The organism is Veillonella criceti (assembly GCF_900460315.1).
Taxonomy (GTDB): domain Bacteria; phylum Bacillota; class Negativicutes; order Veillonellales; family Veillonellaceae; genus Veillonella_A; species Veillonella_A criceti.
Genome location: NZ_UHIO01000001.1, coordinates 767981 through 780735, shown reverse-complemented (window position 1 = coordinate 780735; position 12755 = coordinate 767981). Strand labels below are relative to the sequence as shown.

General features: G+C 37.4%; 9 protein-coding genes. 7 read left to right on the top strand and 2 right to left on the bottom strand.

Features of this window, described 5'->3' with window-relative positions; all coding sequences use genetic code 11:
* Positions 1-56 precede the first annotated feature (56 nt).
* Complete coding sequence (locus DYE54_RS03525; protein ID WP_340148296.1) at positions 57-1310, top strand: molybdopterin molybdotransferase MoeA; 1254 nt, start codon at positions 57-59, stop codon at positions 1308-1310.
* Between the two features lie 123 nt (positions 1311-1433).
* Here the strand turns inward: DYE54_RS03525 and DYE54_RS03520 are convergent, their stop codons facing one another.
* Positions 1434-2171: a formate dehydrogenase accessory sulfurtransferase FdhD gene (locus DYE54_RS03520; RefSeq protein WP_115309943.1), complete on the bottom strand. Its 738-nt coding sequence runs from the start codon at positions 2169-2171 to the stop codon at positions 1434-1436.
* A gap of 297 nt (positions 2172-2468) precedes the next feature.
* Here DYE54_RS03520 and DYE54_RS03515 point away from each other — a divergent pair, with 297 nt between their 5' ends.
* Both DYE54_RS03515 and DYE54_RS03510 read left to right on the top strand, forming a co-directional pair.
* Positions 2469-3755 (top strand): dicarboxylate/amino acid:cation symporter, encoded by a 1287-nt coding sequence (locus tag DYE54_RS03515; protein ID WP_115309942.1) that lies wholly within the window; start codon positions 2469-2471, stop codon positions 3753-3755.
* Positions 3756-4217: 462 nt separating this feature from the next.
* Positions 4218-5483 (top strand): dicarboxylate/amino acid:cation symporter, encoded by a 1266-nt coding sequence (locus DYE54_RS03510; protein WP_115309941.1) that lies wholly within the window; start codon positions 4218-4220, stop codon positions 5481-5483.
* Between the two features lie 87 nt (positions 5484-5570).
* Here the strand turns inward: DYE54_RS03510 and DYE54_RS03505 are convergent, their stop codons facing one another.
* Positions 5571-6140 (bottom strand): HutD family protein, encoded by a 570-nt coding sequence (locus DYE54_RS03505; protein WP_115309940.1) that lies wholly within the window; start codon positions 6138-6140, stop codon positions 5571-5573.
* A 209-nt stretch (positions 6141-6349) separates the two neighbouring features.
* On the opposite strand from DYE54_RS03505, the gene ftcD reads away from it, so the two are divergent.
* The 4 genes from ftcD (at position 6350) to DYE54_RS03485 (ending at position 12436) form a co-directional block, all read left to right on the top strand.
* Complete coding sequence (gene ftcD / locus DYE54_RS03500; RefSeq protein ID WP_115309939.1) at positions 6350-7243, top strand: glutamate formimidoyltransferase; 894 nt, start codon at positions 6350-6352, stop codon at positions 7241-7243.
* A gap of 195 nt (positions 7244-7438) precedes the next feature.
* The gene (locus DYE54_RS03495) at positions 7439-9109 is read left to right on the top strand and encodes a formate--tetrahydrofolate ligase (RefSeq protein ID WP_115309938.1); all 1671 of its coding nucleotides are present in this window, start codon (positions 7439-7441) and stop codon (positions 9107-9109) included.
* Positions 9110-9206: 97 nt separating this feature from the next.
* Positions 9207-9827, top strand: a complete 621-nt coding sequence (locus DYE54_RS03490) for a cyclodeaminase/cyclohydrolase family protein (RefSeq protein WP_115309937.1) — start codon at positions 9207-9209, stop codon at positions 9825-9827.
* Positions 9828-10150: 323 nt separating this feature from the next.
* The gene (locus DYE54_RS03485) at positions 10151-12436 is read left to right on the top strand and encodes a bifunctional dihydroorotate dehydrogenase B NAD binding subunit/NADPH-dependent glutamate synthase (protein ID WP_115309936.1); all 2286 of its coding nucleotides are present in this window, start codon (positions 10151-10153) and stop codon (positions 12434-12436) included.
* Positions 12437-12755: the final 319 nt, after the last annotated feature.

Sequence of the window (12755 nt, the reverse complement as noted above, 5' to 3'; positions counted from 1 at the left end):
CTAATGAATAGTTATTTTTAAGCTAAGAATAAATGAGAGTATAGTAGTTTGAGACAATGGAGCAGAAATATATTATGGATGCAATTACAGTAGAAGCAAGTCAACAACAATGGCATACGGAACTAGTAAAGCGAGCAAAGCAGTCCGTTGAAGCTATACCACTGTCTCAAGCGTTAGGTCGTGTATTAGCCGAGGACTTAACCGCTCAAAGTGATATGCCACCATTTAGAAAATCACCTTATGATGGTTTTGTCATTCCGTATCAATCACAAGTAAATCGGTTTAAAGTGATTGGTTTGATTGGGGCTGGCGAAGTTTTTGACGGGCCAGTAGCTCAGGGGGAAGCCGTTCGGATTATGACGGGGGCTCCGATTCCTGATGATTGTGATACCATGATTATGCAGGAACGCTGTGATTTTGATGGCGAATATATTACGGTTCGTGGTGAAATTAAGCAAGGTGATAATATTGTGCCACAAGGGGAAGAGTGCAGTACCGGTGAAGTAGTTATAAAAGCAGGTACTGTGTTGGATTCAGGTGTAATTGCAGTCGCTGTTGGTTTAGGGTATGCTACGGTACCTGTATATACGACGTTAAAAATTCTTGTACTGACCTCAGGCCGTGAGATTATACCGGTAGGTGAACCATTAACGGCGGGTAAAATTTATAATTCTAATTTGTTTATGTTAACGAATCTATTAGCAGAGCATGGATTTCAGGATATAATGACTTATCATGTAAGTGATGCACCAGAGTTATTAGACCGTGAAATTGCTAAAGTTCAAGAGTTAAGTCAGCAGGCTGATATTATTATTAGTACTGGTGGTGTTTCCGTAGGCTTATTTGATTCTATGCCGGCCATTTATAAAGCAATCGGGGCACATACCCTGTATAACCGCGTATTAATGCGTCCTGGTGCCGCTTCATATGGTGGGCTTATCACGCGCAAGTCTGGTGAGTATACACTTTGTTTTGGTTTATCAGGGAATCCGACGGCGGCCTATAACGGTTTTCATTTGTTAGTATTGCCCATATTACGTTTTTGTCAAGGTTATGCTAATACCGAATTAATGAGCGTAACATTGCCATTAGGAGCGGCTATTCATAAAAAAAATCCGTTTGATCGTTATGTACAAGGTGTTATTACCTATACGGCACAAGGTGCTGTATTTATACCAAATCGAGTGTTTACTTCCAGTGCTTTACTGGGGTTAGCTCAGGCCAATGGATTAGCCAAATTAGAACAGGGAAAACATAGCTATGAAATTGGCGATAGAATACCTGTATTGCTACTTAAAAATCATAATTAGTTGTTACTTAAAAATCATGATTAAGAGTCAATCTAATTAAAGGTTGAATTTATTGATAATTATAAAAAGCCCTATTACAGAGACCTTCCATGATGGGTGGAAGGCCTGTAATAGGGCTTTTGCCTATAAATCAAGGATACGTTCGCTGTGTGTTAGGCATTTAAAGGAATCAGGGCGCAATACATTACATAACGTAATGTTGTATTTTTCAGCTAGAACAATACCCAAGGCGGTTGGCATAGCACGCGAACACATGACAGGAACCCCAATACGATGGACTTTTTTTATGACTGATTGTGGTACACGCCCACTAAAAATTAGGATTTTGTCAGAAGTATCTATATTTTGAGTAACAATGATGCCTAATAATCGATCGAGCACATTATGGCGGCCTACGTCTTCTGCATAAGCGATGACTTTACCATCTTGTACTAAGGCGCCTTCGTGAACTCCGTGAGAGGTGTGATGTGCTTTAGTAATGGAATCCAACAAACCCCCATAGCTACAAATTTCATCAGCAGTTACTGTAAATGTATTGTTTTTTGCAGGTCGTGAGGTTGGTAGGGCATCATGAAAGTATTGAATATCGTGAGTTAAAGTAACATCAATGCGGTGCGTTTCACTATTCATAAAAATAGTCGCAATATCGGTTGCTTGTTCTATATGACCTTCCATAAGACAATAACCGATAATTAAATCGCGAAAATCATGGGGGGAGGCTATTAATGTAGAAATTAGACGGTTTTCTATATATAGCTTATAGGCGACTTCTTGAGAAATATGGAGCTGCTCTTTAGTAGAACCTTTGTCTTTGTGATAGGCTAAACATTCGTAGTGATTGGTAGCAGATAGTGAATACATAGAAAACCTCCTTAGGTAAAACGTATTTATTTATCATAAAAATGTATATAAATACTATTGTCTACTAAAAATATAGGTTAATACGATTAATCTAATAGTACCATGTGAAGTCAGTGTAGACAATTGTTAATTAGGCATACTTGAAAAATTGATATGGCCTTTAGGTTGACTAATCTAAATTTATAGATATATAATAATTCAGTAACGCTATTTTTATAGCTTGGAATTTTAGTACGTATATATACGTGATTATGTGTTGCTAGGCATCGACCTAACGTTAGAAAAAGGAAGTGAAATATGCAAATTCTAAAAAAATTAAGTCTCGCATCATGGATTATCATTGGCTTAGTGGCTGGGGTTATCGTTGGTGGTGTAGCACCTGAAGTGGGGAAAGCTATGAAACCATTAGGTGATGTATTTATTCGAATGATTAAAATGATTGTAGTGCCACTTATTTTTAGCTCCTTAGTTATGGGGATTGCCGGTACAGGTGACTTTAAAAAATTAGGTCGTTTAGGCGGTAAGGCGATTCTTTGGTTTGAATTTGCCACAACTTTAGCGTTGATCGTAGGTCTATTTGCCGTTAACGTTATGGAGCCTGGTGTAGGGGTTGCACTTACTCAAAATGGTGCTTCTGAAGTAGTCACTAAAGTAGCGTCGGCTCATGGTGTTGATCATGTTGAAATGCTGGTTAATATTGTGCCAACTAATATTGTGGATGCGATGGGGCGCGGCGATATGTTGCAAATCATTTTCTTTAGTTGCTTGTTTGCTATTGCAGCGGCGAGTACAGGAAAAGATGGTCGTCAAATCATTGATTTGTCTAAAGATTTAGCCCATATTATGTTTAAAGTAACACATTATATTATGTATGTGTCGCCAGTAGGTATTTTTGGTGCTATTGCATATACGGTAGGTGAATTTGGTCTAGGCATGTTGTTACCACTTTTGAAACTTGTTTTGTGTCTCTATGTAGCGTTGATATTATTCTTAGTTATTGCTATTTCTATTGCTTCATTCTTGACAAAAACGAACTTATTCCCTCTTTTAAAAGTGCTAAAAGAGCCATTGGTATTAGCGTTCTCTACTGCAGCTAGTGAAGCGGCCTTGCCGATTGCTATGGAAAAGCTAGAACGGGCTGGTTTGCCAAAACATATTGTAAGTTTTGTATTGCCTTTAGGTTATACGTTTAATTTAGATGGTTCTACTTTATATAGTGCCTTAGCAGTGGTATTTATTTCACAAGTATATGGCATTCCATTTCCTTTAGAATTGCAATTATTAATGTTAATTACATTAATGTTATCCACTAAGGGGATTGCAGCCGTACCAGGAGCATCTTTAATAGTGATTGCTGGTACAGCCGCTGCCTTTGGTTTACCTGTAGAAGGGATTGCGATTATTTTAGGCGTTGACCGAATCTTAGATATGGCTCGTACCTTCTGTAATGTGACTGGGAACTGTGTAGCGGCTGCTGTTGTAGCACGCTGGGAAAATGAAATTTCACCAGAAGAATTAACAAGAAGGATGAAAGAACCCTTTACCGAAGAAGAGATTGAAGCTTTAGAATTTGAAGCTAAATAATTGATACATTTAAAGGACGTTTCTAACATGTTACTTATGCATGTTAGGAGCGTTTTTTATTGACTTATACAAATCTACAGATGTATAATAGTGCAGGAATAAAAAATTGAATTTTTATTAACTGAGGGAATACTCTACTATTTGTATATATGTTTACAGTTTTTGGTTGTTAAAGATTGTGTTTCATAATTAAATAGAAGGCGATAATGTCTTATTTTATAGGGTGAAATAGCATGTTTTCCTTATAAAGTAAGACCTTTTTATTTAAATTATTTATAATAGAATTCAATTTAATATATTAGAGAAAAGACTGGTATGGATTTATATATATGTAATATATTTGGTATATATATATATATATATGTATGTATATGTATATGTATATTCAATACGTCTACGGGAGACGTTTAATATAGAGTGTTTTTATCTGTGATTAACTGTTGAGGAAAGAAGAGGGCATGTATGAACAGTTTGAGAAAGATGAGTTTAGCAACATGGATTATGATTGGTTTACTGGCTGGGATTGCTGTAGGAGCTATAGCACCTGATATAGGTAAAGCCTTAAAACCTTTAGGTGATATTTTCATCCGTATGATTAAAATGATTGTAGTGCCTTTGATTTTCAGTTGTTTAGTCATGGGAATCGCTGGTACTGGTGATTTTAAGAAATTAGGAAAATTAGGTGGTAAATCGATTATCTGGTTTGAATTTGCCACTACCTTAGCTTTGATAGTAGGATTAGTAGCAGTTAATGTATTACAACCAAGGGCGGGCGTTGATTTATCGTCCGGTGGCAATAATGAAGCCGTTACAAAGGCGGCTAGTAGTAAAGGGTTGGATCATGTGGCTATGTTAGTCAACATCGTGCCAACAAATATTATTGATGCCATGGGGCGCGGTGATATGTTACAAATTATATTTTTTAGTTGTCTATTTGCTATTGCCTGCGCGAGTGTTGGCCATGAAGGGAAACAGATTATTGATTTAGCCCGCGATTTGGCCCATGTTATGTTTAAAGTTACTCATTATGTGATGTATATTTCGCCAATCGGTATATTTGGTGCTATTGCTTATACAGTAGGAACCTTTGGCATTACTATGCTTTTACCGCTAGTAAAATTAATTCTTTGCCTATATGTAGCTATTGTCGTTTTTCTATTACTTGTTTTGTCAGTGGGTTCCCTGTTAATAAAAACTAATTTATTTCCTTTAATTAAAGTATTGAAAGAGCCATTGGTACTAGCTTTTTCGACGGCAGCTAGTGAAGCGGCCTTGCCAATTGCAATGGAAAAGCTTGAAAAACTGGGGCTACCAAAACGAATTGTCAGTTTTGTATTACCTTTAGGTTATACATTTAATTTAGATGGTTCAACGTTATATAGTTGTGTGGCTGTTGTATTTTTAGCGCAAGTTTATGATATTAATTTTCCAATTGAAATGCAGTTACTTATGTTATTAACGTTAATGTTATCGACTAAAGGGATTGCTGGTGTGCCAGGGGCTTCCTTGATAGTAATTGCTGGGACGGCGGCTGCTTTTGGTTTACCCGTAGAAGGCATTGCTATTTTATTAGGCATAGATCGTGTGCTTGATATGGCACGTACATTTTGTAATGTAACAGGGAATTGCATTGCGGCCGCTGTTGTTTCACGGTGGGAAAAAGAAGTATCTGCTGACGAATTAGAACATAATTATGAACGCTCTATATTGAGTGAAGAAAATTTATAGCATATGTATAGCATAACAAAACCCCTAAGTGTGGAGACTTAGGGGTTTTGCCATTTTGTAAAGAAGATGAAGTTTGTATAGAGTATCCTAAAAGGATATTTCAACATAGAGAACTGTAACAGCAGCATCCTCAAGGAATAAAGGAACCGTTTCCGTGCAATCGGACAGATAATATAATGTATCCGGTTGTATTTGGAGGTTACCTATTCGAGCCTTGGCAGAGGGTACAAAAGGTAAATTGGGAACATAGATAAATCTATGTTCATGAGGATTAAGTTGAGAAGAAGAAGTTAACACAGAATAGTTAACCTTCATTCCTTGTTGGACCATAACATTAAAGTCAGTTGCTTTCCCCTTTGAAAAGGTGTGATAAGCACCATCGAAGTAGGCTACTTCGTACGGTTTTAAATGATATGTGTCTGCTGTTTCTTTAAAAGATAGGTATAATTGATTCGTTAGCGGAGTAATTAGACGGGTGTACCCTGGAAGTAAGGTGAATTCAGATGATTCTACATCCACCGTAGCTGAGCTTATCCGAATAGTAAAATCTCTTTTTTTATAAGAGCTTTGTGGTGGATAAATAAAAAACTCTGTTGTGGAGCCACCAGACCAGGTAGAAGTAGTCGCTTGGTGACGAGCAATCGCTGTAATTTCCATAAAACCTCCGTTTTAGGTACTTCATCTATTCGCTACATACACTATAAGTCAGCTACGTCTAAAAAGTGTCAAAAATCAAAAATTTTTTAAAAAGTTGAAAATTTGATGTTTTTTTGGTTATAGTTGATGTATATTGGACGTATAGAATTTCATGTTTTGTTTTAAAAATCATGATATAAACGTATTCATTTTAGAATGGAGGCAATCGTATGGCTAAGTTAGTTGAATTTGTTCCAAATTTTAGTGAAGGTCGCGATAAGGCAAAGGTTGAGAAAATCGTTGATGAAGCACGTAAAATTAAAGATTTAAAGATTCTTGACTATTCAAGTGATGCAGATCATAATCGCTCTGTAGTAACCTTGATTGGTTCACCTGAAGCTGTTACTGAAGCGGCTATTAATATGGCCAAAGTCGCCATTGAGTTGATTGATATGCGTACACATGAAGGGGCTCACCCTCGGTTTGGAGCGGTTGATGTTGTGCCATTTACGCCAATTTCTGAAGTGACTATGGAAGAATGTGTAGAGATTGCTAATAAAGTTGGGAAAGCTTATGGTGAAATGGGGATTCCTGTATATCTTTATGAAGATGCGTGCACTAAAGAAGATCGTCGCAATTTAGCCTCCGTTCGTAAAGGCCAGTATGAAGGATTCTTTGAAAAAATTAAAGATGAAAACTGGAAACCTGATTATGGTCCAAGTGAAATGAATGAAAAGTCTGGTTGTTCCGCAGTAGGGGCTCGCGTGTCCTTGGTAGCCTTTAATGTTAATTTAAATACTAGCGATCTTGCTGTAGCCGATGCGATTGCTAAGAAAATTCGTCATATTGGTGGTGGTTTGCGCTATGTAAAAGCTATGGGCGTTATGTTAGAAGAACGTAACCAAGTACAAGTATCAATGAACTTGGTAAATTATCAAAAATCGTCTGTATATCAAGCTTTTGAAATGATTAAGATGGAAGCTAAGCGGTATGGTGTATCCATTGTAGGCAGTGAAATTATAGGTACTGTACCAATGGCTGCCTTGATGATGGCTGCTGAATATTATTTACAAGTAGAAAACTTTGATATTAACCAAATTTTAGAAAAACAATTACTAGACTAATTAGAAAGCAATTTGATTATAGTAGCATAATTAGGGGACTGATTTAATGCGTGAGCGCCAGCTTAGGGCCGAATACAGCGCTTAGTTGCATAATTATTATGTACAATAGGAGTTGAAAAAAGTACATATTTAGTGTAAATTAAAAAGTATAAAGTTATTTTTCAAACGTATATCAGCCCTACAGGAGGTGCATTCATGTTCAGTGATATTGAGATTGCCCAAGCCAATCAGATGGAACCAATTACGGCCATTGCTGAAAAATGTGGTATTTTACCAGAAGAATTAGAACAATATGGCCATTATAAAGCAAAAGTATCGCTAGACGTTTTAAAACGTTTAAAAGATAAACCAGATGGCAAATTAGTATTAGTAACAGCGATTACCCCAACGCCAGCAGGGGAAGGTAAATCGACAACGAGCATTGGTTTGACGCAAGCGTTAAATAAAATTGGTAAAAAAGCGATTGTTGCCTTACGTGAACCATCGTTAGGGCCCGTGTTTGGAATTAAAGGTGGCGCCGCTGGTGGTGGCTATGCGCAAGTTGTGCCAATGGACGATATTAATTTACATTTCACAGGGGATATGCATGCTATTACAGCTGCTAATAATCTATTATCAGCTATGATTGATAATCATGTCCATCAAGGAAATGACCTTAATATTGATGTGCGTCAGATTACATGGAAACGTGTGCTCGATATGAATGATCGTGCGTTGCGTAATGTAGTTGTGGGGATGGGCGGTAAAGTATGTGGCTTCCCGCGTGAAGATCATTTTATGATTACAGTAGCTTCTGAAATCATGGCTGCTCTTTGTTTAGCAACGAGCATTGAAGATTTAAAAGAACGCTTTGGCCGTATTGTAATTGGTTGTAATTATGCAGGCGAACCTGTGTATGTTCACCAGTTAGGCTGTGAAGGGGCTATGGCTATGCTTATGAAAGATGCCATTAAGCCTAATATTGTACAGACCTTAGAACATACGCCAGCTTTAGTGCATGGTGGCCCATTTGCCAATATAGCCCATGGTTGTAACTCTATTTTAGCTACCAAAATGGCACTTAAATTAGGCGATATTGTTATTACGGAAGCTGGTTTCGGTGCTGATTTAGGTGCTGAAAAATTCCTCGATATCAAATGTCCATACGGGGATATTTTCCCACAGGCTGTTATTATTGTTGCCACAATTCGTGCATTAAAAATGCACGGTGGCGTTAAGAAAACCGACTTAGGCGAAGAAAATGTAGAAGCTGTTAATGCTGGTTTTGTAAATTTGGCTAAACAAGTTGAAAACATGCGTGCTTACGGTTTACCAGTATTGGTAGCTATTAATAAATTCTCCTCAGATACGCCAGCTGAAATTGAAAAATTATTACAGAAATGTGATAGTTATGGTGTGGATGTAACACTCAATGAATGTTGGGAAAAAGGTGGCGATGGTGGTATTGACATGGCTAAACAAGTAGCGGCTATGGTGGAAGGTACCAACATTAAACCGGTTACTATGTATGATAAAGAAGACTCTATTCCTGAAAAATTAACCAAGATTGTACAAAAAATCTATGGTGGCACAGGTGTAGAATTTACAGCCAATGCTAAGAAACAGATTAAGCAATTAGAAGACTGGGGCCTTGATAAATTGCCAGTATGTATTGCGAAAACACAGTATTCTTTGAGTGATGATCCTGCTTTATTAGGGGCACCAAAAGATTTTACTATTAATGTGCAAGACGTACGTGTAGCTAATGGTGCGGGTTTTATCGTTTGTCAAACTAGCAATATCATGGTAATGCCGGGTCTTCCTAAGAAGCCAGCTGCTTTAAATATGGATATTGATGCGGATGGTAAAATCTCTGGTTTATTCTAATAGGTCTAAGTCATAGATAATGATTTGATAATAGGTAACGGCCTATGAAGGCCATATATGAATAATAAGTGGATATAATACTTATATAGGAGGCACAATGGAATTAAAAGCATTATCCGTAGAAGGCTTTATTAATGAAACTGGTTCTAGTTCACCAGCACCTGGTGGTGGTAGTATTGCGGCTCTCAATGGGGCTGCTGGTGCTGCTTTAATTGAAATGGTAGCATCGCTGACAATTGGGAAAGAAAAATATGCAGCTGTTGAAGCAGAAATGAAAGAAATTCAGTCAAAAGCTCATGAAATGAAAGCTCAATTCTTAGCTTATATAGATGAAGATAGTGCTGCATTTAATAAAATTATGGCGGCGTTTAAATTGCCAAAAGATACAGAGGAAGATAAAAAAGCTCGTTCGGCAGCTATTCAAGAAGCAACTAAAGGTGCAGCCTTAGTTCCCTTTAAAATTGGGGAATTGGCTAATGCTTTACTACCATTAGCAGCGACCGTTATTGAAAAAGGTAACCAAAATGCGATTACTGATGGCGCTGTTGCAACTATGAATGCTCGTACATCTGTACATGGTGCGTTTCTAAATGTAAAAATCAATTTAGGTAGCATTAAAGATGAAGCTTTTGTAGCTGATTTGAATGCTAAAATGGAAGCCATTGAAAATAGCGTTGACGAAAAAGAACAAGCTTTATTGAATAAAGTAAATTTATAATAGTTCGATATGTAGGATATTAAAAACAGAGCAGTAGAATACAGACTGCTCTGTTTTTTTAGAATAAAGTGTGTCGTAAGCATTAAAATCTAGTGATTTATAATTTAATAGGAATTGGACACTGCTTGATAAATATAATACACTTATTATGCGTAAATGTAATTTTTATTATTACTATATTAGGTGTACAATGATAGTAATGACATGGGAAGGTCGTATTTTACATATCGATGTAACGAGAGGGAGTAACTAATAGGCATTGATTTTGATAGGGATATATTGAAATCAAGTAGGTATTTAGTTTTTTAAAGGAGTGAGTTCTCTTGTATAAGATTGTACGCAAAGAAATTTTACATGCCAATATGTATCAGTATGACATTTTAGCTCCACGATTGGCAGAGTCTGCCTTACCAGGCCAATTTGTTATTGTTAAACATGGTGAATATGGTGAACGGGTGCCATTAACGATTACTGACTATGATCGTGAAGCAGGTACTGTAAGTATCGTATTTCAGACCTTAGGTGATTCAACACAAAAATTGGCTAAATTAGAAGAAGGTGATTTGCTGTCTGATTTTGTAGGGCCTTTAGGGAATCCTACTGACTTGGCTGAACTTTCTGATGAAGAATTGAAAGAAAAAAAGATTTTATTTCTTTGTGGTGGCGTAGGGACGGCACCTGTATATCCACAAGTAAAATATTTAAAATCTCGTGGTTGTGAAGCTGATGTTATTATTGGTGCACGTAATAAAGACTTAATTATCTATGAAGATCATATGCGTTCTGTAGCAGGTAATTTATATTTAGCAACGGATGATGGTTCTACCGGTTTTCATGGCAATGTAGTCGCCTGCATGAAAGATTTAATTGCTCAAGGTAAAGAATATAATCATATTGTAGCCATTGGGCCGATGATTATGATGAAATTTGCTACCTTGGCAGCTAAAGAATTAGGGATTCCTATTGTTGTTTCTTTGAATTCCATTATGGTTGATGGTACAGGGATGTGTGGCGCTTGTCGTGTGACGATTGGCGATGAAGTGAAATTTACTTGTGTTGATGGTCCAGAATTTGATGGCTACTTAGTCGATTTTGACAATGCAATGCAACGTCAAACTATGTATAAAACAGAAGAAGGGCGTAAGTTAATTCGCGAAATGGATAAAGCTCATCCTAATCCAGATTGTACCTGCAAAGCGGAAGAGAGTGTTGAAACTACAGAATTAACAGATAAAACGAAACGAATCCCTGTACGGGAACAAGATCCAGCTATACGGGCGACCAATTTTGAAGAAGTGTGTTATGGGTATAGCAAAACAGAAGCTATGTTAGAAGCACAGCGTTGTTTAGATTGTAAAGTACCTCGATGCGTACAGGCTTGTCCAGTACATATTAACATTCCTGGGTTTATACAGGCTTTAAAACATGGCAATATCGAAGAAGCTGGCCGTATTATTGCTCAGCAAAGTGCCTTGCCTGCTATTTGTGGACGTGTATGTCCGCAAGAAGAACAATGTGAAGGAGCTTGTGTAATGGGAATCCGCAATGAAGCGGTAGCCATTGGTAAACTAGAACGTTTTGTGGCTGACACGAATCTTCAAAATGGGGTTGTATTTGGTGAAAAAGAACCAGCTAAGGGCATTAAAGTGGCTGTAATTGGTTCAGGTCCTGCTGGCCTTAGCTGTGCTGGTGATTTAGCAAAGAAAGGGTATGACGTTACTGTTTTTGAATCCCTTCATAAATTAGGTGGCGTATTAGCCTATGGTATTCCTGAGTTCCGTTTACCAAAAGATCGTATTGTAAATAAAGAAGTAGAAAATATTAAAAATTTAGGTGTTAAGTTTGAAACTGATGTTATTATTGGTCGTACTGTGACGATCGATGAATTGATGGACAAAGAAAACTTTAAAGCTGTATTTATTGGTTCTGGTGCAGGCTTGCCTAAATTTATGCATATTCCAGGTGAATCTTCGAATGGTGTATTATCGGCCAATGAATTTTTGACTCGTGCTAATCTTATGAAGTCCTATGATGATAGTTACGATACACCAATTGCAATTGGCAAAGTGTGTGTAACCGTTGGGGCTGGTAACGTGGCGATGGATGCTGCTCGTACAGCGTTACGTTTAGGTTCTGAATCGAAGATTGTATATCGTCGTAGTGAAGAAGAAATTCCAGCTCGAGCAGAGGAAGTACATCATGCTAAAGAAGAAGGGGTTGAGTTTAATCTTTTAACCAATCCAATTGAAATTTTACATGATGATAAAGGTTGGGTTACTGGTGTGAAATGCATTAAGATGGAATTGGGGGAACCAGATGCTTCTGGTCGCCGTCGTCCACAAGAGATTGCAGGCTCCGAATTTGTTATCCCTTGTGATACGGTTATTATGTCCTTAGGGACAAATCCAAATCCATTGATTCGGTCCACTACAAAAGGTCTTGAAACACAATCTTGGGGCGGTATTATTGCCGAAGAACATACGGGGGCTACGTCCCGTCCTGGCGTATTTGCTGGTGGTGATGCCGTAACAGGTGCGGCTACTGTAATTTTAGCTATGGGTGCAGGTAAGCAGGCGGCTACGGCAATTGATGAGTATTTAAGTAAATAGATTTTCATTAGCTATATGTAAGTATCTGGAAGTGGGGTACAAAGCTTAATAAAATGATAGCAAAGAGAGTTATCGATTTGAAAACTAACATTCAGTTCAATGTTGGTTTCAGAATTGATAACTCTTTTTGTTAATTTAGTGAGTTTGTCGTAAATAGTTTATTCATTGTGTCTAAGAGTATGATCGGTAACGATATTTCTTATAAATTAGTGATGTTAAAATTCAAGATAAATCGAATAGTGTTAGACGTTTTTCAGATGAGTTATGTATACAATAAGCTTAATCAGTATAGTCGATACAATGTATGCGTGCATATTGT